This is a genomic window from Streptococcus sanguinis (assembly GCF_003943735.1).
Classification (GTDB): Bacteria; Bacillota; Bacilli; order Lactobacillales; family Streptococcaceae; genus Streptococcus; species Streptococcus sanguinis_E.
Genome location: NZ_RJMV01000001.1, coordinates 118,790 through 141,444 on the forward strand (window position 1 = coordinate 118,790; position 22,655 = coordinate 141,444).

At 44.9% G+C, this 22,655-nt stretch carries 19 protein-coding genes; 5 read left to right on the forward strand and 14 right to left on the reverse strand.

Annotated elements, in window-relative coordinates:
• Positions 1-147: 147 nt before the first annotated feature.
• The 4 genes from D8877_RS00625 (at position 148) to D8877_RS00640 (ending at position 4,476) form a co-directional block, all read left to right on the forward strand.
• Complete coding sequence (locus D8877_RS00625; RefSeq protein WP_125352131.1) at positions 148-2,487, forward strand: cation-translocating P-type ATPase; 2,340 nt, start codon at positions 148-150, stop codon at positions 2,485-2,487.
• Between the two features lie 130 nt (positions 2,488-2,617).
• Positions 2,618-3,364, forward strand: coding sequence for a tRNA1(Val) (adenine(37)-N6)-methyltransferase (locus D8877_RS00630; RefSeq protein WP_111676106.1), 747 nt, complete (start codon positions 2,618-2,620; stop codon positions 3,362-3,364).
• Positions 3,354-3,617, forward strand: coding sequence for a GIY-YIG nuclease family protein (locus D8877_RS00635; protein ID WP_111676109.1), 264 nt, complete (start codon positions 3,354-3,356; stop codon positions 3,615-3,617). Before D8877_RS00630 ends, D8877_RS00635 begins: the two co-directional genes overlap by 11 nt.
• The gene (locus tag D8877_RS00640) at positions 3,610-4,476 is read left to right on the forward strand and encodes a DapH/DapD/GlmU-related protein (RefSeq protein ID WP_111676111.1); all 867 of its coding nucleotides are present in this window, start codon (positions 3,610-3,612) and stop codon (positions 4,474-4,476) included. The genes D8877_RS00635 and D8877_RS00640 overlap by 8 nt, the downstream gene beginning before the upstream one ends.
• 44 nt (positions 4,477-4,520) lie before the next feature.
• On the opposite strand, the gene D8877_RS00645 is transcribed toward D8877_RS00640, so the two are convergent.
• From D8877_RS00645 to cshA, 3 genes are all read right to left on the reverse strand, one after another.
• The gene (locus D8877_RS00645; RefSeq protein ID WP_111676113.1) at positions 4,521-5,054 is read right to left on the reverse strand and encodes an isoprenylcysteine carboxyl methyltransferase family protein; all 534 of its coding nucleotides are present in this window, start codon (positions 5,052-5,054) and stop codon (positions 4,521-4,523) included.
• 182 nt (positions 5,055-5,236) lie between these two features.
• Positions 5,237-5,983 (reverse strand): DeoR/GlpR family DNA-binding transcription regulator, encoded by a 747-nt coding sequence (locus tag D8877_RS00650; RefSeq protein ID WP_004187784.1) that lies wholly within the window; start codon positions 5,981-5,983, stop codon positions 5,237-5,239.
• A gap of 385 nt (positions 5,984-6,368) precedes the next feature.
• On the reverse strand, positions 6,369-7,940 hold the full coding sequence (gene cshA, locus D8877_RS00655) for a degradosome RNA helicase CshA (protein ID WP_125340692.1): 1,572 nt from the start codon (positions 7,938-7,940) through the stop codon (positions 6,369-6,371).
• Between the two features lie 357 nt (positions 7,941-8,297).
• On the opposite strand from cshA, the gene D8877_RS00670 reads away from it, so the two are divergent.
• On the forward strand, positions 8,298-8,696 hold the full coding sequence (locus D8877_RS00670) for a hypothetical protein (protein WP_125340686.1): 399 nt from the start codon (positions 8,298-8,300) through the stop codon (positions 8,694-8,696).
• 31 nt (positions 8,697-8,727) lie between these two features.
• On the opposite strand, the gene icd is transcribed toward D8877_RS00670, so the two are convergent.
• The 11 genes from icd to recR all read right to left on the reverse strand — a co-directional run bounded on the left by icd (position 8,728) and on the right by recR (position 22,554).
• Entirely contained in the window at positions 8,728-9,924 is a 1,197-nt protein-coding gene (gene icd / locus D8877_RS00675; protein ID WP_125340683.1) for an NADP-dependent isocitrate dehydrogenase, read from the reverse strand.
• A 1-nt stretch (position 9,925) separates the two neighbouring features.
• Positions 9,926-11,044 (reverse strand): citrate synthase, encoded by a 1,119-nt coding sequence (locus D8877_RS00680; RefSeq protein ID WP_111676123.1) that lies wholly within the window; start codon positions 11,042-11,044, stop codon positions 9,926-9,928.
• Between the two features lie 2 nt (positions 11,045-11,046).
• Positions 11,047-13,710, reverse strand: coding sequence for an aconitate hydratase AcnA (acnA, locus tag D8877_RS00685; RefSeq protein ID WP_125340681.1), 2,664 nt, complete (start codon positions 13,708-13,710; stop codon positions 11,047-11,049).
• 210 nt (positions 13,711-13,920) lie between these two features.
• Positions 13,921-14,829: a magnesium transporter CorA family protein gene (locus tag D8877_RS00690; RefSeq protein WP_125340679.1), complete on the reverse strand. Its 909-nt coding sequence runs from the start codon at positions 14,827-14,829 to the stop codon at positions 13,921-13,923.
• Positions 14,830-15,165: 336 nt separating this feature from the next.
• On the reverse strand, positions 15,166-16,710 hold the full coding sequence (locus tag D8877_RS00695) for a peptide chain release factor 3 (protein WP_002910282.1): 1,545 nt from the start codon (positions 16,708-16,710) through the stop codon (positions 15,166-15,168).
• Between the two features lie 436 nt (positions 16,711-17,146).
• The gene (locus D8877_RS00705; protein WP_002910285.1) at positions 17,147-17,833 is read right to left on the reverse strand and encodes a YwaF family protein; all 687 of its coding nucleotides are present in this window, start codon (positions 17,831-17,833) and stop codon (positions 17,147-17,149) included.
• Positions 17,834-17,851: 18 nt separating this feature from the next.
• Positions 17,852-18,538, reverse strand: a complete 687-nt coding sequence (locus D8877_RS00710; RefSeq protein WP_002910286.1) for a YwaF family protein — start codon at positions 18,536-18,538, stop codon at positions 17,852-17,854.
• Positions 18,539-18,645: 107 nt separating this feature from the next.
• Positions 18,646-19,257: an NUDIX hydrolase N-terminal domain-containing protein gene (locus D8877_RS00715; protein WP_048773752.1), complete on the reverse strand. Its 612-nt coding sequence runs from the start codon at positions 19,255-19,257 to the stop codon at positions 18,646-18,648.
• Complete coding sequence (locus tag D8877_RS00720; protein WP_048773754.1) at positions 19,247-20,617, reverse strand: UDP-N-acetylmuramoyl-tripeptide--D-alanyl-D-alanine ligase; 1,371 nt, start codon at positions 20,615-20,617, stop codon at positions 19,247-19,249. Before D8877_RS00720 ends, D8877_RS00715 begins: the two co-directional genes overlap by 11 nt.
• A 75-nt stretch (positions 20,618-20,692) precedes the next feature.
• The gene (locus D8877_RS00725) at positions 20,693-21,739 is read right to left on the reverse strand and encodes a D-alanine--D-alanine ligase (protein ID WP_042762954.1); all 1,047 of its coding nucleotides are present in this window, start codon (positions 21,737-21,739) and stop codon (positions 20,693-20,695) included.
• 218 nt (positions 21,740-21,957) lie between these two features.
• The gene (recR, locus tag D8877_RS00730) at positions 21,958-22,554 is read right to left on the reverse strand and encodes a recombination mediator RecR (RefSeq protein WP_002910290.1); all 597 of its coding nucleotides are present in this window, start codon (positions 22,552-22,554) and stop codon (positions 21,958-21,960) included.
• Positions 22,555-22,655: the final 101 nt, after the last annotated feature.

Below are 22,655 nucleotides of genomic sequence, written 5' to 3' on the forward strand. Positions count from 1 at the left end.
TATTTCAAACTGTGATTGTACTTGAAATTTATTACATCCTTTCCCATTATACCCTATCCCATTATAGTCTGCAATATTTTTCCAAACTTTGGCTGTAACAGCTGATTCTGATAGCCATTTCCATAAAAAAATGGTATCATTAATCTCATGAACAAGAAAGAATTAATCGGTTTAAACCAAACCCAAGTAGATGAAAAGATTTCGCAGGGCCTGACCAACGATTTTACAAGTGACACCAGTACTAGTAACTGGCAAATCGTTAAGCGGAATGTTTTCACCCTTTTTAATGCCCTTAACTTTGTTATTGCTCTAGCCTTGGTCTCTGTCCAAGCCTGGAGCAATCTGGTCTTCTTCGCAGTAATCAGCTTTAACGCCGTCACTGGTATTATCACAGAGCTGCGAGCCAAACACATGATTGACAAGCTCAATCTGGTCAGCCGAGAGCTGGTCACAGTCATCCGCAACGGCCAGGAAGTCAAAATTCAGCCAGAAGAAATTGTACTGGGTGACCTGATCAAGCTGTCAGCTGGCGAGCAAATTCCCAGTGATGCCCGTGTAGTAGAGGGTGTTGCCGAGGCCAATGAAGCCATGTTAACAGGGGAGAGTGACCTAGTGCTCAAGGAAGAAGGCGCTGAGCTGCTGTCTGGTAGCTTTCTAGCCAGTGGGCAGATCTATGCTGAGGTGCACCATGTCGGAGCAGACAACTATGCCAACAAGCTCATGACTGAGGCTAAAACCCTCAAGCCTATCAACTCGCGTATTCTATACAATCTTGGGAAAATTTCCCGCTTTACTGGAAAAATTATCATTCCTTTCGGAATGGCTCTCTTCTTTGAAGCCCTGATGATAAAGGGATTGCCTGTCAAAAACTCTGTCATTACCAGCTCAACAGCTCTTTTGGGTATGCTGCCTAAGGGAATCGCCCTGCTGACAGTCACGTCACTCCTGACAGCTGTCATCAAGCTAGGTATGCGCAAGGTGCTTGTTCAGGAAATGTATTCAGTTGAAACTCTGGCTCGGGTGGATACTCTCTGCCTGGACAAGACTGGGACAATTACCCAAGGTAAGATGACTGTTGAAGCCTTGCATAGCCTGTCAGATAAGTTTTCTGATGAGACCGTCGATCAAATCTTAGCAGCCTACATTCAAACCAGCGAGGATAATAACCCAACAGCCCAAGCTATTCGCAAGGGCTACGGCCATCTGGACCATGCCTATACTAGCGACAATGTCATCCCATTTTCTAGTGACCGAAAATGGGGCGCTATGCATTTATCCAGTGTCGGAACTATCTTTCTGGGGGCTCCCGAAATGCTGCTGGACAGCAATCCTGCAGCGGTTGGAGAGGCTCAAAAACGCGGATCGCGGGTTTTGGTGCTAGCTCACAGCGACCAAGTGCTAGACAAACACAGTATTCAACTGCCTGAAGATATGACCGCTTTAGCTGTTCTGGAAATCACTGATCCTATTCGTGAGGGAGCGGCTGAGACACTGGACTACCTGCGCTCTCAGGATGTTGATCTGAAAATCATCTCTGGTGACAATCCAGTGACCGTTTCCCATATTGCTAGCCAGGCTGGATTTGCCAACTACAACAGCTACATCGACTGCTCTAAAATCAGCGATCAAGAATTGGTTGAGCAAGCAGAAGAAACAGCCATCTTCGGCCGTGTTTCTCCCCATCAGAAAAAGCTGCTGATCCAGACTCTTAAGGCCGCTGGTCGGACAACAGCCATGACCGGAGATGGGGTTAATGATATCTTGGCCTTGCGTGAAGCAGACTGCTCCATCGTCATGGCGGAGGGCGACCCCGCAACTCGGCAAATTGCCAACTTGGTCCTTCTTAACTCCGACTTTAACGATGTCCCCGAGATTCTTTTTGAAGGCCGCCGGGTTGTTAACAATATCGGCCGGATTGCTCCGATTTTCTTCATCAAGACGATCTATTCCTTTATCCTGGCTATCATCTGTATCGCCAGTATCCTGCTAGGAAAATCTGAATACCTCTTGATTTTCCCATTCATCCCGATTCAGATCACCTTGATTGACCAGTTTGTCGAAGGTTTCCCGCCCTTTGTCCTCACCTTTGAGCGCAATATTAAGCCGGTTGAAAAGCACTTCCTCAAACGCTCCCTGCAGCTAGCTCTGCCAAGCTCCCTCATGATTGTCTTCAGCGTGCTATTTGTGCGCATCTGGGGCAGCAGTCATGGCTGGAGCGATATAGAAATGGCCACCCTGACCTATTACTTGCTAGGCAGCATCAGCTTCCTGTCAGTCATCCGGGCCTGTCTGCCACTCAACCTCTGGCGCAGCCTGCTTATTATCTTCTCTGTCTTTGGCTTCTATCTATCAGCTTTTGTCCTGCAGCACCTTTTGGAAATTGCGACGCTGACAGCCGCAACTTTACCAGTCTATCTGATTCTCATGGTCGTTTTCGGGCTTGTCTTTGTTGCCTGCACCATCAAGCAGAAATACAGATTTGATTAAGAGCTAGCTAAAAAAAGAATTATCATTTGAGCTCATGGAAACATGCGAGAGCCCTCGCATGTTTTTTTGATTGTGCAAAAACTTCCCATATCCCTTTGGAATCCTTGCTAAATCATGCTATAATTGACTTATGAACGAAGCAAAACTAAAAGACGGAGAACGAGTCAACCAGCTCTTTTCAACGGATGTCAAGATTATTCAAAACAGTGAGGTCTTCAGCTATTCGGTAGACAGCGTACTGCTTTCCCGCTTTCCTAAGCTGCCCCAGCGGGGGTTGATTGTCGATCTCTGTGCTGGAAATGGCGCTGTTGGACTTTTTGCCAGCACTCGCACCAAGGCCAAGATTCTGGCAGTCGAGATTCAGGAACGTCTGGCAGACATGGCCGAGCGCTCCATTGAGCTCAATGATTTAACCCAGCAAATGCAAGTTATTCAGGACGATCTGAAAAACCTAGGACTCTATATCACTGGCAGCAAGGTTGATATGATTCTCTGCAATCCCCCGTATTTCAAAGTGGACAAGCAATCCAATCTCAATGAAAGCCAGCACTACCTATTAGCCCGCCATGAAATCTCAACAAATCTGGAAGAGATTTGCAAGATTGCCCAACGAGTCCTCAAATCTAATGGTCGGTTGGCCATGGTTCATCGACCAGAACGCTTTCTGGATATTTTAGATACCATGCAAGCCCACAACCTGGCTCCCAAGCGCATTCAGTTTGTCTATCCAAAGTTGGGTAAAGAGGCCAATATGCTGCTTATCGAAGCGATTAAAGATGGTTCCCGCGACGGTCTAAAAATCCTGCCCCCTCTCTTTATTCACAATCAGGATGGCAGTTACACTCCGGAGATTCACGAGATTTACTATGGAAAATAAAGCCTATATGTACGTGCTTGAATGCGGGGACGGCTCCCTCTACACCGGCTACACAACGGATGTCCAAGCCCGACTCAAAAAACATCAAGCTGGCAAAGGTGCCAAATACACTCGCACTCGGCTGCCAGTTACCTTACTTTACCAAGAAGAACACCCTACCAAGCCGGCTGCCATGTCGGCTGAAGCACTCTTTAAAAAGAAAACTAGACAAGCCAAACTGGCTTACATCAAAGAAAGGACTCAACATGCCTGAAATCCAGTTTAAAGGCGACTTTCATCATATCGAAATTTCCCCAGATGCCCAGCTTGATATCGGCCAAGATGTCATTTTCCAATCCTTTATCAGCTTGAATGTAGCAAGTGGCGCACAATTCAAGCTAGGAACCAGGGTTTTCTTTAACGACCATTGTACTGTCCGCTGTCAACACTCTATCGAAATCGGCAAGGATACCATGTTTGGCGATGGGGTCCGCATTTTTGACCATAATCATCAGTATTCTAATTACCATATTGAGAAGATTGATTTTACTGTTGCGCCAGTCAAGATTGGAGCTAACTGCTGGATTGGAGCCAATACTGTAATCCTCAAAGGTGTGACCATTGGCGATAATGTCATCGTTGGAGCCAACAGCTTGATTTTCCAGGATATTCCCAGTAACTCTATCGCTATGAGCAAGGAAGAGCTTATCATCAAGGAGCGGCCGCAGGGCAATTTCCATGCCTTCACGCTGACAGCTTCTGATACCTTGGAACAATTGGCCTATTTAGCAGAAAATCTGCCAGACTTGGAATTTCACATAGCCGCTAAGACCAATATTTCTCCTTATTTGGCCAGCTTTAAGGACTATCCTAATATCAACCTCTACACCAATATCCACCAGGATGACTTTATTGAGGATTTGCTCGATAGGGCGGATATTTACTTGGATATTAATCACTGGGGAGAAGTCGACCAAATTGTCCAAAGGGCTATCAGCAAGGGAAAGCCAGTTTTGGCTTTCAGCCAAACTGCCCACCAGCCTGAAGCAAATAGCTTACTCTTTGAAGCGAACCAACCCCAGCAAATGGTTGATGAAATAAGAGAAATAATGAAAGAAAAGGCTAGGACATAAACGTCCTAGCCTTTCTTTTGCAGTCGATATGCATTTTATTAACTTTATTCACCAGCAATTCCATTTGGAATGATAACTTCCTTGAGTAACTGCTCTTCTTCCTTGATACGGACATAGAGTGTGATACAGTAGAGTGGGAAGAGGATAAACAGAGCAAAGTAAGCATGACTGAGCAGGGCCAAGCCCACCAATTCTGGAACAACATTCAGGAAATAATTAGGATGTTTGACATTGCGAAAGAGCCAGTGGTCAACAAACTTATGATCCTTAACCAGCATGAGCTTGATGGTCCAAACTGGCCCTAAGAGCTTGGCAACAAGGTAGAGCATAAACATAGAAAAGAGCAACAAGACAGCTCCCAGTAGGCTCACAAAGTCAAAAGCTGGCTTTTTCAGCAGCAATTCCAGAAAGCAAACCGCATAAAAAAGCATGTGCAGGTACTTCATGATAGTTGAGTTTTTCACCCCGTACTCCATGCCACCCTTAGCCAGAATATCCTGCTCATTCTGAGAGGATTTCCTCAAAAACACCAAACGAAAAAGCGACACTGCTGCAAAAATCACTATAATGATTGTCATAAGACCTCCTAAAATTTAATAATACATTTTATTATATAAGGAATTCCGCAGCAAAGTCAAGACTGTTGTTTACAAAATCGACCAAGATATAAAAAAACTGCGACTAGAATTTCTAGACAAAATCCCAGTCACAGCCTCTATAAATTATTCATTTGAAACAAGTTTCTCTCACCGGCCACACATCATAGAATTTCAACGTAGGTGCTGTATTTTTCCTTGACTTTCGGAGCGATATTATCGTCCGTCACAACTGCACTGAGATTGTCCAGCCGGTAAAAAGAATAGAAAGAATAGCTGTCAAACTTGCTGTTATCTGCTACAATGTATTTGCTGATGGCATTGTTAAGGATAATTGCGTCGCCGTTGCCTTCCTCTTCATTGCTGGTGGTAACATTATGACCGTCAATGCCATTCGCCCCAATAAAGGCCTTAGAAACCTTGATTTCTTTCAAAAGATTATTGGCAAACTGACCGACAAAGGTTTGAGTCTTGGCCCGATAACGTCCGCCAATCAGAATTAAATCTAAGTTGGCTCTTTCTTTTAACTTTTCAAAAATTGGCAGCGAATTGGTGACAATGCTGATATTTTTGCCATCCAAATAGTCTCCGATAAAATCGGTTGTGGTGCCTGACCCAATAAAAACCGTATCCCCGTCAACAATCAAATCCGCACATTTACGGGCAATCTGCTTCTTCTCCTCTACATTCAGCATTTGTTTTTCTGAGTGGGAAATCTCGTTGAGAGCATTTTTGACCTTCTTATGGGCTCCGCCATGAACACGGGTCAGCATGCCCTGCTTCTCTAAATCAATCAAATCCCGACGAATGGTCATATCCGTGACACCCAGCATTTCCTTGAGGTTTTTAACAGCAACCACACCTGTTTGATCCAGTTCTTGCAGAATGATTCTATGTCTACTTTCTTTCATTTTACATTCTCCTTTTGCTCCTGAATTTCTTACAGACTCACCTTTACCTTATTATACAACAGTTCCAGCATATAAACAAAGATTTGTGAATTTTTTTATTTTAAATAGCTGATATGTTGAATTCTGATGTCGAAATTAGTTGAAATACTTTGAATCCTGTTCTATAGCAAGAAGACCAAGAACTGTTCACAGCGGAAATAAGGGGGCTATAATTTACTTTGATAAACAGGACTGCTTCAATCAGCATGATTAAGGAAACTACATTGGCTCATACTTATATTTCTGCAGGACTGAGAATAAGAAGATTTATTGAACAAACGAAAAGAGAGAACTTGCATTCTCTCTCGACGCTAAAATTGCCGCCAACTCTAGTTAACAAATCGCCTTATTTATCACCCTTGTTACGGATAACAAAGCCGGTTTTCTTTTCGCTAGAAGTATTGCGTGGCTTCTTGTGGTCCTTGCGGTAGCGATTTTCTTTATCAAACCGCTCTTCTTTACGACCTTTCTTAAATTGGTCGCGACGGCCACCTCGGTCACGGCGATTGTCATTGTTGCGACGGTTGCTATTTCCGCCACGACCGCCCTTGCCTTTTCCGCCAAAGCCTCCGCCAGACGGTTTAAATGGCAATGGTTTTTCACGGGCAATTTCTACTTCAGGAAGGGCATCTGGATCCTGCACCGTCAAGCTGAGGATATACATAGCCAGCTCTTCTGGGCTGAATTCTGCTGCCAGCTTGCGGGCATCCTTGCCGAATTTCTCAAAGTTAGAACGGATGCTATCATCCGCAAAATCGCGTTCAATCTTCTTAAGAGCCACTTTTTTCTTAGCTTGGAAAGCTTCTTCTGCCGTAGCTGGCTTGAGGCCTTTCATACGCTTCTTGGTCAGATTTTCGATGATCTGCAGATAGCCCATTTCATTTGGCGCCACGAAAGTGATAGACTGACCTGACTTACCAGCACGACCAGTCCGACCAATCCGGTGAACATAGCTTTCTGGATCCTGCGGAATATCGTAGTTGTAGACGTGGGTCACACCAGAAATGTCCAAACCACGCGCGGCTACATCTGTCGCCACCAAGACATCCAAATTGCCGTTTTTAAAGTCGCGCAGAACGCGGAGGCGCTTGCCTTGGTCCAAATCACCATGGATACCTTCTGCTCGGAAACCGCGGATTTTTAGGCCACGAGTCAGCTCGTCCACCCGACGCTTGGTCCGGCCAAAGACGATTGACAGCTCTGGCTGCTCCACGTCCATCAGGCGGGTCATGGTATCAAATTTTTCATTTTCCTTGACACGGATATAATACTGATCCACCAGCTCCGTCGTCAGCTCTTTAGCAGCAATCTTGACATGCTCAGGCTCCTTCATGAACTTGACACCGATGCGCTTGATAGCATCCGGCATGGTCGCTGAAAAGAGCAAGGTCTGACGCTCTTCTGGCACACGGGAAATGATAGACTCAATATCTTCCAAAAATCCCATGTTAAGCATTTCATCCGCTTCGTCCAAGATTAAGGTTTCAATCTGATTCAGCTTAAGCGCCTTGCGTTTGATCAAATCCAAGAGACGACCAGGTGTTCCTACAACGATATGAGCACCTGATTTGAGGGCCTTGATTTGCTTTTCGATGCTGGAGCCACCGTAGACAGAACGCACCTTGATGCCCTTGCTGCGGCCAAAACGAAAAAGCTCTTCCTGACTCTGCACAGCCAATTCACGGGTTGGAGCGATAATCAATGCTTGCACAACAGGATTATCTGTATCAATCTTCTCCAATGTTGGGAAGCCAAAGGCTGCTGTCTTTCCTGTCCCTGTCTGGGCCTGACCAATAACATCCTTACCTGCCATAGCAAGTGGAATCGTCTGCTCTTGAATAGGGCTTGCTTCTACAAAGCCAGCTTTTTCAATCTCTGCTAGTAATTCAGCAGATAAATGTAATTCATTAAATTTCAATGTTCTTCTTCTTTCTAAAGGCGGTGCGAAGCCACCTTATAAGGCTTTTGATACTCACCTATCGAAACATCCCAAGTGCTTTTCTCTTGCTAAATCTCGATTTTCTGAGAGTATTCGCTCTTCTCTTCATAAATATGGTCTCTCAAGTCCAAGCACTAAAAAAGCGCCGACTCGGTCGCTAGTTCCCACTGAATAGAAAAACTGTATTTCTGCAACTAATCTAGTATACCACAAAAGTACCCAAAAAGATAGGACTTGCCTGTAAAATATTTTATTAGAGCTTTCTTTTGTAAAAAATGAAAACTTGAAAATCATTTTCAAAAACATTATAATCTACAAAGAAGAAAGGAGACAGGTATGAATAAATTTTTACGAGTGACTTTCATCTTATTGATCTTAGCTATGCTGGGCGCGGCTATGATCCAGATTTTCCAGCCCCAGCTCTTGGGCAATGAGTCCATCTATGGTATAGCTTCCTACTGGCAGCGGGAAATCGGTTTCTGGAATCTGGCTATTCTGCCTCTAGTCATTGCCGCTAACATAAAGTATGATTGGTTCTATCTGCGTATGACCTTGCTAGCACTGATTCTGGGTGGGCTGGGCTTTGGCACCAACCATCTGCTAGGCTATCTGGAAAAGGCGAATCAAGCAAACTTTCTGGGCTGGATTGAAAATTATCTGCTCGTCTTCTGCTGGATCATCGGCTGGGGACTGGAATATCGAAAAAGACAAAAAAGTGATGAAGAGACTGTCTAGACAGGCAGATTCTTCATCGCTTTTTTCTTCATTATGGACACTTTTCTATATTAGCCAGTAACTCCTCAGCAAATTGACTAGTGGTCAAAGCTGCTACTCCTTCCAGCTGACTGGCAAAATCGCCTGTCACTTTTTGCTCAAAGAGAGCCTTCTCAACAGCCTTAGTCAGGAGATGAGATGCCTCCGACCAACCAATGTAATCAAAGAGCATGGCCCCTGATAAGAGAAGAGAGCAAGGATTAGCCCTATTTTGACCCGCTATATCTGGCGCCGTACCGTGAGTAGCTTCAAAAATAGCATGACCAGTCTCGTAATTGATATTGGCTCCTGGCGCAATACCAATCCCGCCCACCTGAGCAGCCAGAGCATCGCTGGCATAATCACCATTTAGATTGGTCAAGGCGACAACATCAAATTTCTCGGGATAGAGCAAAATCTGCTGCAGAAAATTATCTGCAATCACATCCTGGATGATTAGTTTTCCAGAAGCCAGCTCGTCCGCATACTCTCTTTGAGCTAGTTCATAGCCCCATTTCCGAAAACCGCCCTCTGTAAATTTCTGGATATTGCCCTTGTGAACCAAAGTTACCCGCCTTAGTCCTTTGGCTAGTGCATAGTCAATGGCCGCCCGTATCAGCCGCTCGCTGCCCTGCTTAGAGATAGGCTTAATCCCAATAGCAGAGCTTTCTGGAAAGCGAATCTTGTCAACCTGCATATCCTTCTGCAGGAAAGCGATAACTTTTTGGACTGCAGCCGTTCCACTCTCCCACTCGATCCCTGCGTAGATGTCTTCTGTATTTTCCCGAAAAATCGTGATCTCTGTCTTCTCTGGGTGCTTGAGCGGACTGGGAACTCCCTTGAAATAACGAACCGGCCGCAGGCAGGCATAGAGATCCAATTCCTGTCTCAGGGCCACATTCAAGGAACGAATCCCTTCTCCGACTGGGGTTTCTAGCGGCCCCTTAATAGCCACTAGATGGCTCTTAATCGTTGCCAACGTTTCGTCCGGTAGCCAGTCACCTGTCTGGTCTGCTGCTTTTTTCCCAGCCAAAACTTCCTTCCAAACAACTTTTCTCTGGCCACCATAAGCCTTTTCTACAGCCTTATCAAAGACCAGCTGGGCATTTTCCCAGATATCCACTCCAATCCCGTCACCTTGGATGTAAGGAATAATAGGAGCATCCGGTACCAGCAATTGCCCTTTCTCAAATAAAATCTTATCTGCCATTTTATCTCCTTCCGATGGGAAGATACTCCAAACCTTGAGCACCGATATAGTTAGAACGTGGTCGAATCAGCTTATTGTTCTTGCGCTGTTCCTGAATATGGGCAATCCAGCCAGCCACCCGACTCATAGCAAAAATCAGGGTGTAAATACTGCTGTCAATGCCCAACACATGGTAAACCGTAGCCGAATAAAAATCGACATTCGGTATCAGGTGCTTGGTATGCTTCATATAGGCTTCAATTTCTTCTGAAAGCTGATACCAGACTTCGTCCTTGGTTCCCTGCGTCAAGTCTTTGGCCATTTGTCGCAGGTATTTTTCACGCGGATCTTGAGTCTTGTAAACTCGATGGCCAAAGCCCATAATCTTCTCGTGAGAGGCCAGTTTACGGTCTAGGTAGGCCTGGCAATCCCCTTCCTCTCTGATCTCTTTCAGCATATCAAAGACACATTCATTAGCACCGCCATGAAGGGAACCCTTAAGCGCTCCAACAGCTGCTGTCACGCAGGAATAAATATCGGTCAAGGTTGAGGCGCAGACTCGAGCCGCAAAGGTTGAAGCATTGAGCTCATGATCGGCATGGAGCACCAAGGCACAGTTGAAGGCTTTGACCTCAAGTTCACTCGCCTCTTGTCCTTTGAGCATATAGAGGAAATTAGCTGCAAAGTCCAAATCCTCCCGCGGCTCTATTGGAGTCTGACCCGACCTCAGTCTTGCAAAAGCCGCAATAATGGTCGGCATCTTTGCCATAAGCTGGATGCTCTGCTCATAGGTCGCTTCTAGAGACGCTTCCTCAGCATGGACATTATAAACGCCCAAAAGACTGACCGTTGAGCGCAAGACACTCATGGGATGAAGGTGCTTGCGGGACTGGATGAGAATACACTGCTCCACCGCATCGCTAATGGCATAATTAGCTCGCAGATCTTCTTCAAAATGCTTGAGCTCAATTTGAGTCGGCAAATGCAAATACCACAGCAGATAAATCACCTCTTCAAAACTCGCTTGGTGCTCTACCAATTCAGAAATATTGTAGCCTGCATAAGACAAAGAATCATCAACAATCTGGCTAATCCTGGTATCACAGGCAATGGTATCTTTCAAACCGTCCGTCTGACTCATGCTCACACCTCCTCTAATTTCTTTCTAACGACCATGGGTAAAATTCCTCCATTTTCGTAGTAACGAATATCCGCCTCTGCATCAAAGCGCAGCCGAGCTTGAAAAGCTATTTCTTCAGCACCCTTTCGAGCTACTACATCAACTAGCTGACCAACTTGTGGGTCCTGTGGCAGATTGATGTCGAAACTTTCCTTACCTGTCAAACCCAGACTAGCCGCATTTTCACCCTCTAGATACTGCAGAGGAATAATACCCATCATGACCAGATTGGACCGGTGGATACGCTCAAAACTCTCTGCCAGCACCACCTTGACACCCAAAAGATTAGCCCCCTTAGCTGCCCAATCACGGCTGGACCCCATACCGTAGTCTTTGCCAGCTAGGACAATGGTGCCAATTTGCTCCTCTTTGTAGCGCATGGCCGCCTCATAAATGGATAGCAACTCTCCTTTATAATCTGTGTAACCACCAATTTTCCCATCCGCCAATTCATTTTTAATCCGAATATTGGCAAAAGTCCCCCGCATCATGACCTCATGATTGCCCCGACGGCTGCCATAAGAATTAAACTCTTGGTAATCCACTCCATGCTCCATCAAATAGGAAGCTGCTGGGCTGTTTCTGGCAATATTTCCTGCTGGGGAGATATGGTCTGTCGTCACCGTATCCCCAAATTTTGCCAGCACAGCAAGATTTTTCAGTGGCTGAATGGCTAAATCATCAGCTAAGCCATCAAAGTAAGGTGGATTTTGAATATAGGTCGAAGCCTGGTTCCACTGATAATTTTGAGAAGAGGCTGTCGGAATCTGATTCCATTTTTCATTGTCGTCAAACACATGAGCATATTCTTTTTCAAAAAGCTGTCGCGTCACATATTTTTGAACATAGTCGGCAACCAAGTCATGCTCCGGCATCAAATCCATCAAATAAACCGGCTGCCCCTTTTGATCATAACCTAGTGGCTCGCTGGTCAGATCAATATTGGTATTTCCAGCCAGAGCATAGGCAACCACCAAGGGCGGACTAGCTAGGAAATTGGCCTTGACCAGTGGATTGATCCGCCCTTCAAAATTGCGATTTCCTGAAAGAACAGCACTAGCCAGCAAGTCAGTATCCGCAATCGCCTGAGCCACTTCCGGTCGGAGATCGCCTGAATTTCCAATACAAGTGGTGCAGCCATAGCCGACAAGATTGAAACCAAGCTGATCCAGATAGGACTGAAGACCACTCTTCTTGAGATAGCCTGTGACCACCTTGCTGCCCGGAGCTAAAGAAGTCTTGACAGTCTTTGAAACGCGTAAGCCTTTTTCTACTGCTTTCTTGGCTAAAAGTCCTGCCGCCATCAGGACATAGGGATTAGATGTATTGGTACAGCTAGTAATGGCAGCGATAGCCACATGGCCGGTCTTAATCGTCTCCTCATGGTCAGCAAACTGAACCACTGCAGACTTTTCCAGCTCGCTCTCATCTAGCCCAAAGCCTCGGACCCCCGCTTCCCTGACTAGACTAGCTTGAAATTCTTCTTTAGCAGCTGTTAGTTCAATCAAATCTTGGGGCCGCTTGGGCCCTGAGATGCTCGGCACAATGCTGGACAAATCAATTTCGACTATCTTGGTATAGTTCGGCTCAACCTTTTCATTATAGAAGAGGTGATTTTTTTGAGCATAGAGACGGGTCATCTCGATATGTTCTTCTGATCGATTGGTCAGGCGCATGTAATTGAGCGTTTCCTCATCTATCGGAAAATAGCCACAGGTAGCTCCGTATTCCGGAGCCATATTGGCCACTGTTGCCCGGTCAGCCAGACTTAGGTTAGACAAGCCAGGCCCAAAGAACTCGACAAATTTGCCAACAACATTTTCCTGCCGCAAGATTTGCGTGACCTTTAGAGCCAAATCTGTCGCTGTTGCAATCTTAGGCAGCTTGCCCAAGAGACGAACACCAATCACCTCAGGAACAGGGAAATAAGAAGCCTCACCCAGCATGGCAGCCTCAGCCTCAATCCCACCAACTCCCCATCCAAGAACACCGATACCATTAATCATGGTCGTATGACTGTCCGTTCCAAACATGCTGTCCGGATAGAGTTGGCCATCCTTTTCAATGATGACATCACTGAGAAATTCGATATTGACCTGATGGATAATTCCTGTAGCAGGAGGAACTGCCCGATAATTATCAAATGATTTTTCTGCCCACTTGAGAAATTCGTAGCGCTCATTGTTGCGGACAAATTCCTGGGTCATATTGGCCTCTAGAGCAGTGTCACAGCCATAAAAATCCACTTGAACACTGTGGTCAATAACTAAATCAACCGGAATCTCTGGATTAATCTGATTGGCCCGACCTCCCTGTCCAACAATAGCATCGCGCATACTTGCCAAATCCACCACAACAGGAACACCTGTAAAATCCTGGAGAATAACTCGGCTTGGTTTAAAAGGAACTTCTCCGCTTGGTGATTTAGCTTGATAATGCATTAAAGAGCTAATGTTATCTTTTGTTACGTCAACACCATCTTCCTTACGAAGAACACTTTCTAATAATATTCGTATAGAATAAGGAAGCTCTTCTACATCTCCTCCTATTAGAGCTGAGGCTTTCCCAAGGTCAGTATATCGGTATACATTGCCTTTGTAATTTAAATCGTTTAGGTATTCTGCCATATTTCTACCCCTCACTTATTTTAAATTGTTTTATATTATACTTTATTATGAAATTTTATGCAATAAAAATTATAATTTTTATGTTATATTTTATAACATAAAATAACAGTTTTTTAAATATAGGCCAACTGTACTAATAATTATTTTCCCAAGCACGAAAAAACAAGCACAATTCTCGGTGCTTGCTATAGTATAAATAATTTCAATTGCTTACTTCTTATTGGCCAGCCATTTAAGAAGCTTGGTCAGAAGTCCCCAGATGATCAAACTAATGACAACAATATAAATCCAGGCGTTTTTATCATTAGACAAGGGCAGAGGAACATTCATACCAAAGAAACCAGTGATAACTGCGAGTACTGCCAAAAGGACCGAAATAATGGTCAAGACCGTCAAATTGTCATTCAGATTGTTGTTCAGGATGTTATTGTAGGAGCCAGAGAGCTGGCTGAGAACTTGAGCAATCAAATCGGTCATGGAGACGAGCTGACGAGCCTCAATCATGGCGTCCTCAAACTGCTCGGTTTCTAATTCATCAAAACGGCGGTAAATGCCATGGCTTTTGATATGTTCCAGGAGCATGTGATTCTGCTTGGCAGCAGCAAGCAGATAGACCATAGATGTTTCCAAGTCCGACAGAGCAAAAAGATGCTTTTTGGTAGTTGTCTGACGCAGGAGAGCATTAATCTCATCCTTGCGCTTGTCCATCCGCTCAACGACTGGATAGTAAGAATTGGAGATCAACTCCAGACTAGCGAAGAGAAACTTATAGACCGATACTGGCTCATGATGCTCAGTATAGGCTTTCATCATATCCACAACATAGGCATTGTCTTGGTTGCTGATAGTAATGAGCCGCCCCTGCTGCACCACAAAGGTCATGGGAATCGTTTCATAATATTCCTTATCTGTCGCTAGATTAAGGACATTGTAGATAAAGACAACTGTTCCATTCTCACGATTGTAGTCCATGTGAGCCCGCTCGTTCTTATCGAGCGCATACTCGATGGTCTCTTTATCAATTTCATAATCCTGATAAATCCGGGCGTTCTTTTTGAAACTATCTGAGTCAATGTTGATCCAGACAGACTGATCTTTTAGTTTTCTTTCCAGAAACATGGAACTCCTTTCTATGAGGTAGAATGATTCTCTAATAAACTAGCGCCAACTTCACAAACTCTTCCTGCAAGTAAATATGCAATGTCGAAGCATAAAACCAATCAAATTAATTGTCTCGCCTGATGAGATTAGTCAAGCGGCTAGCAAGGGTCCAACAGAACTCGGCCTTAGTAATTTTAGTTTGTTATACAATCATAACAATCCCATTCACTGCGACACGAAGAGGCGAAAATGATTATTTTTTCGCCGATGAGTTAGTAAGGCAGTTAACTAGTCTATACAATAGCACTTAGCGTCCAACAATTAGTAACTTTAGCTCCAATTGTTGGTACTGAATTACATCTTCTCTTCCAATTTAACATCCGGATACTTGTCCGCGAACCAGCGCAGGGCAAAGTCATTTTCAAATAGGAAGACTGGTTGATCAAAGCGGTCTTTGGCTAGGATATTACGGCTAGAAGACATACGCTCGTCCAGGTCATCTGGTGAAATCCAGCGAACCGTCTTTTTACCCATGGGATTCATGACCACTTCAGCATTGTATTCATTTTCCATGCGGTGCTTGAAGACCTCAAACTGGAGCTGACCGACAGCGCCCAGCATGTACTCGCCTGTCTGGTAGTTGCTATAAAGCTGGATGGCTCCCTCTTGCACCAGCTGTTCAATCCCCTTATGGAAGGATTTTTGCTTCATGACATTCTTAGCTGAAACCTTCATAAAGATCTCTGGAGTAAATGTTGGCAGAGGTTCAAATTCAAACTTATTCTTGCCTACAGTCAAGGTATCACCGACCTGATAAGTCCCCGTATCATAAACCCCGATAATATCACCAGCTACAGCATTGGTCACATTTTCCCGACTTTCTGCCATAAACTGGGTAACATTAGACAGCTTAGCAGACTTGCCAGTGCGAGGCAGATTGACACTCATACCGCGCTCAAACTCGCCAGAAACGATACGGACAAAAGCGATACGGTCACGGTGGCGCGGGTCCATATTGGCCTGAATTTTGAAGACAAAGCCTGAGAAGTCTGGGCTGAGTGGCTCGACTACCTCACCGTCTGTCTTCTTATGGCCATGCGGTTCCGGAGCAAACTTGAGGAAGGTTTCCAGGAAAGTCTGGACGCCAAAGTTGGTCAGGGCTGAGCCGAAGAAAACAGGTGTCAGTTTGCCCTCCAAAATCGCTTCTTCTGAGAATTCATTCCCAGCTTCGCTCAAGAGCTCAATATCTTCCTTAACTTGCTCATAGAAAGGATTGGAAGCAAACAGTTGGTCACCTTCTGCCAGAGTCGCAAAGCGCTCCTCGCCCTTATAAAGCTCCAGCCGCTCATTGTAGAGGTCATAAAGACCTTCAAAGCTCTTCCCCATTCCAATCGGCCAATTCATTGGGTAGCTGGCAATTCCCAAAATATCTTCCAGTTCTTCCAGCAAGTCCAAGGGCTCGCGACCATCACGGTCCAGCTTGTTCATAAAAGTGAAGACTGGAATACCACGATGCTTGACAACCTCAAAGAGCTTCTTGGTCTGAGCCTCAATCCCCTTGGCCGAGTCAATAACCATGACCGCAGCATCCACCGCCATCAAGGTCCGATAAGTATCTTCTGAGAAATCCTCGTGTCCTGGCGTATCCAGGATATTGACCCGCTTACCATCGTAGTCAAACTGCATGACAGAGGAAGTCACTGAAATCCCCCGCTGCTTCTCAATATCCATCCAGTCAGACTTGGCAAAATTACCCGTCTTTTTGCCCTTGACTGTCCCAGCTTCACGAATCTCGCCTCCGAAGTAGAGCAACTGCTCCGTAATAGTCGTCTTCCCCGCGTCCGGGTGGGAGATAATGGCAAAGGTCCGGCGTTTCTTAATTTCTTCTTGTAAAGTCATCTTCTTCTCTTTCTTTCATTTAGGATAATTGTAAATCTTAGTATTTGTTTTTTTATTTTACATCGGAGTATTTCAATCCTTTCAACCTACCTATTATAGCGGATTTAGCGCTTTTTTTCAATTATCTAAAGAAGATAAAAATCGCCCTTTCGAGCGATTCTATTCTCCTATGTCAATAAAATTTCCCTTAAAATCTGACAATGACACAAATTGCAACTATTAAGTTCAAACCCAGTAAATGGAGCAGGCGTTTTTTCTGGTTTCCAGTTCTTCTTTCTCTTCAGCTGTCACAGAAGCGTCTAGTTGAACCAACTTAAAGAGTTGATAGACAAACAGTCCATTTGTTACTAGAAGCAAGTCAAGTCATGATAAAGCTCTCTAATTTAAGAAAAATCCTGCCACATTAACTTGACAGGAGCTATAAATTTAAAGTGAATTAACTGCGGACCAGACTTAACTGCTTTTTCCACCGTTTCTTAAACAATATATCGAAGAGAACCAGGGCCAGAGAAAGGATGACCGACACAAGAAGGTACTTTATCCATAGGGGGGCATCAGGGATGAAAGGCGGACTTTTTAGCAGACCGTAATTACCTCCCGTCACTTGATTAACGCCGACTAGGAAAAGGTTGAGTCCAAAGGTGTAGGCTACAATCATGTATTTCTTGAGCAGGCTCTTGTCGTAGTGATTCATCAGATAAATCAAGGAATTAACCAAGAGTGCATAGTGGCCAATCAGGAAAGAAAAGCTGGTAATGTGCGGGAAATCATAGGGGTCAAAGACTGGATAGCCCAAGGCAAAGACCGCTCCGCTAGCTCCTAAAAGAGCAAAATACTGCTTGCTGCGCCATTTGTCTGGCAGAAAGACCACCGCAAACATAGCCAGGCGGCAATGATAGAAGGGCAGACTATTGGAAAAGGGAATTCGAAAACCAAAATACCAGCTATAAAGCATCAGCAGCTGAGCAATCTGAATCCACTTAAAAGCTTTAACAAAACGCGGATTATCATGGTATTTGAGCGAGCTCCAAATAGACAGCAAGACCAGAGCAATCATCACAGCATACCATAAAATCGAGATAGGCGGTGCCACCGTTTTTGTCGTAGTTAAAAAATCTTTCATAAATCCTCCATGAGATAATTAAGTTAGGGAAACTGTCTTGGTCTGCTCCACGCGCTTAAAAATTTCAGAAACCAAGCAAACTGCTGCACTTAAGACAATTGAGACAAGCAGATAATTGAGCAGGAGTCCGTGATTGCCAACAAGCGGCGGATCTGTAAGAAATCCATAAGAACCCTTTGTCAACATATTGATAACAAGCAAAAAAGCATTCATCATAAAGGTCGTCCACACCACTCGCTGCCAGCTCATAGAGAAAGTATGATAATATCTGAAAAGATAAATCAAACAATTTCCCAAGAGCGCTAGATGGCCAATGATAAAGGACAAAATAGTGATATGGGGGAAAGGGTAAGGATCAAAAATCGGATAGATAAAGGCTACAATCGAGCCAAAAGTCCCCAAAAGTGCAAAGTAAAATTTATACACTGAGCGATTAGGCAGAAACATCAAGGCAAACATAGCCATTCTGCAATGATAAAAGGGCAGACTCTCAGACAGTGGGGCAGCAGTCAGCATATACCAAGAATAGAGGCCTATCAGCTGGCAAGCTTGCATCCCGACAAATAGCTGCTGGTAAGCTTTCCGATTGTAGTAGAGATAGGAAAGCCAGATAATCGCAAAGACCAGCCCCAAAAGAACAAAATACCAAAGTCCCAGTTGAGGCGGTTCGGTTTTATAGGTTGTAAACATATCTCTTATTCCCATCTCCTAGGTTCCCATTCTAATATAAGGTTTGAACGAGGTTGATTTTACCTGTTGTTGCAATAATTTCTAGCTTTTTCAGACAAAGAGTATCCCAGAAACTTACTTCACTAATCCAAATACTGTTCTCTGTCTCCTTGATAAATCTCCCAAAGGATTTCCAACTGTTCTTTTGTAGTCCGCTTAGAAGATAATTCTGGTAAAGATTGGATAGCAAAGAAAGCTAACTCTTCTATTTCTGTATTAGGCTGAAAATCTCCATCCTCTATCTGACACTCGAAGACCAGTTTAGCATATTGCTTACTCTGAAATTGAAATTTATTAGTATCAAAAATTGCAAGCAGACGCGAAACTGAAACATTAAATCCCGTTTCTTCTTGGACTTCCTTGATGATATTTTCCTTAGGAGATAGGCCGACTTCACAAAAGCCGCCTGGTAAAGCCCAAGTTTTCTCATTTTTACCCTTGACTAAACAGACTTTTCCGTCTCGAACCAGTACAGCTCGGACATCAATCAAAGGAGTAGCATAAAAATCCGTTGGGCGCAACAGCTCTGCCAATTCTTTCCCATCCAAATCTGACCAATCAGCCAGGAGGTGTCCCAAAAGCTGACGGAGTTCTAAGTAACGTTCTCGATCAAATTCATCACGACTAAATGCTAGACCTGTCTCTGTAATAGAAAGGAGACGTTGAATGGTTTTTGCAGTTTCTTTAGTTTCCATCTTCCAAGTCCTCTACTAGCTTCGCCAGATTCATAGAATTGCTACCTTTGAGAAGGATCTGGTCGGCAGGAGTCAGCTTCTCTCTGACAGCTTGTTTCAGCTGTTCAAACTGGTCTTTCTCGTCATTTTTGATAAAGTATTGCACCTTGCCTGGCGGGTAAATCTCCTTGGCATAGTCATAGAGAGCTTCCATATCCTGCCCATAGAGGAAAAGGTCGGTCACAATTTCTGGATTGAGGCTAGTAGTCATCGAGCCGTGCATGGACTTAGAGTCCGCTCCCAGCTCTTTCATATCCGCCAGCACTGCCAATTTTCGTCCGCCTGGATTGGCCGGAATGGTCGAGAAAGTCTCCAGAATCAAGCGCATGGCTGTTGGATTGGCATTGTAGACATCCGATAGGATATCTGCGCCATTACCAGCTTTCTTCCACTCTGTTCGATTGCGGGTCAGCTCCAGCTCAGAAAAGGCTTGAGCAATATCCGCCTCAGATACACCCTCCTGCAGAGCCGCATAGGCTGCAATCATAGCATTAGTTGCATTGTACTTACCGGTCACAGGCAGGTCAATCCTTTGCTCTAAAAAGTTGCAGTCAAAGCTCAAGCTGTCCTTGCGCTCTTCCAGACGCGTCAGGAAGATATCCGCATCAGGACCAAAGCGAACTAGTTTGCAGTCTGCTGGCAGAAATTCGTTGACAATCTTATCTGCCGGAACAATCAAGAAACCATCTTTTCTCAAACCGTCTGCAATCTGCATCTTGCCTTGGGCAATTTCAGCTCGGCTGCCGAAAAATTCCAGATGGGCTTCTCCCACCAGAGTTACAATGCCCGTCTTAGGTTTGGCAAGTTCAGACAGGAGATGGATATCGCCCAAGTGGTCCTGCCCCATTTCTAAGACAAGTTTCTCTGTATCCTCAGGCATGTGAAGAACCGTGTAGGGCAGACCGATTTCGTTATTGTAATTGCCTTGTGTCTTATAGGTCTTGTAGCTGGTTGCTAGTAGCTGGGCCAACATATCCTTAGTTGTCGTTTTACCATTGGAACCTGTCACCGCCAGCACATCCACCTGCATCTTTTCCAGATAATACTGGGCCAAGCGCTGAAAGGCTGTCAGGACATCATCGACCAAGAGATAAGCCCCCTCTGCCACTGGACGCTCAGATAGGGTAGCGGCAGCTCCCTGAGCAAAGGCTGTTGGGATAAAGTCATGGCCGTCACGCGCCCCCTTGAGTGGCACAAAAAGATCACCCGACTCAATCAAGCGGCTGTCAAACTCCGCATTTCTAAGCGCAACATTTTCAAACTGAGTCACATCATTTTTCGCAGATAGGACTTCTGCGATTTCATATAAATCTAATTTCATACTTCTTCCTCGTTTTTCGGTTTGCTCGCAAAAAGAAAGGACCGAAAATTTTCAGCCCCTCTATTATATCATATTTTAGAGAAGATGCGCCTCTCTCTTAGCAAATGCCTCTTCAGCTAGGCCAACTAGCTTCTCAATCAAGTCAGGATAGGCCAGCCCCATATTTTCCCAAAGCAGTGGATACATGGACCACTGGGTAAAACCTGGCATGGTATTCAGCTCATTAAGGAAGACCTGACCATCTTCTGTATAGAAGAAATCACAGCGGGACAGTCCTAGACCTCCCAGAGCTCGGAAAGCGGTCTCTGCATTTTGACGCATCAGGCTCACCACTTCTTCTGGAATCTTGGCCGGAATATCCATAGTAATTTTATTATCAATGTATTTGGCTTCGTAGTCATAGAAAGCCACGTCCTTGACCACCTCTCCAGGCAGGGTACTCTTGACGTCAACATTGCCTAGAAGCCCAACCTCAATCTCCCGAGCTGTCACTCCCTGCTCAACCAGTACCCGGCTGTCGTATTTGAAAGCCAGGTCCAGAGAAGCACGCAGTTCTGCTTGGTTCTCCGATTTAGAAATGCCGACACTGGAGCCCATATTGGAAGGTTTGGTGAAGACGGGATAGGTCAATTTCTCCTCGATTTCCTGGATTTTTTGCTCTAGATCCTCACCATCGACCAGCGCCACATAAGGCACTTGGGCGATGCCTGCTGATTCCAGCACTCGCTTGGTCGTGATTTTATCCATAGCTAGGCTAGAAGATAAAATATTACAGCCGACATAAGGCATTTTGAGCACTTCTAGGAAGCCTTGGATAGAGCCATCTTCGCCCATAGGACCATGCAAGACTGGAAAGACCACTGCTCCATCTTCGTAAATATCGCTGGGCTTAATCTTCCGAGACATGTCCACTGTGGCATTAGTCATCAACTTCTCATCAGCCGCCGGATTTGCTTCAAATTCCTGAGTTTGGATAAAATCTCCATCCTTGGTGATGAAGTAAGTCTTCACCGAGAATCTATCATAATTGACAGCCCGCATGACGCTCTCAGCTGATAAAACCGAAACTTCCCGCTCTGCACTGCGTCCGCCATACAATAAAATCAATCTTTGTTTTGCCATGATTTTTCCTATCATTTTCTAAAAATAGTACGATTTACAAAAGCTGCCAGCTCGAAATAAAACAACCTAAAAAGCTTGGTTTTGCATCTACCTAGCTAGTCGATTCTTCTAAGCAGGAGCTTCTGTATCAGTCCGTTTTAGTATATCACAATTCCCAGCATTTTTGAACAGAAAAAAGGACTCTTCCAGCCAGCTAGAGCCAGAAAAATCCTTTATGTTTATAATTCCGTCCGATTTTCGATAGCGCGAATCAATGTGACCTCGTCCGCATACTCAATGTCGGAGCCAACCGCCAAACCACGCGCTAGGCGAGTCACCTTAATCCCAGCGGGCTTCAAGACCCGGGAGATGTACATGGAGGTCGCTTCGCCATCCGCAGTCGCATTGGTTGCGACGATAACCTCCGTCACTTCACTATCCATCAAACGAGTAATCAGACTCTTGAGATTGATGTCGTCCGGTCCAATGCCATTCATAGGTGAAATCAAACCGTGCAGGACATGATAGAGTCCGTGGTATTCCTGGATATTTTCCATGGCTGACACATCTCGGCTGTCCTCAACGATCAAAATAGTTGATTGATCGCGCGACTGGTCTTGGCAGATTGCACAAGGGTCTTCGTCCGTCAGGTTGCCGCAGACAGAGCAGTAGCTCAGCTCACGCTTAGCAGCCAGCAGATTCTTGGCAAATTCATTGACATCGTCATCGCTCATGCCAATAGTGTAAAAAGCCAGTCGAGTGGCTGTTTTGATGCCAATGCCGGGCAGCTTAGAGAAACTGTCAATCAGCTTGGCAATAGGGGTTGGGTAAAGCATAAAATCCTTTCTCTATTCTCAAAAAATCTCCTCAAACCAGATTGCTCTACTTGAGCACTGACAACTTAAGCTTTCTCCGTTTGCTGATGATTTTCATTGAG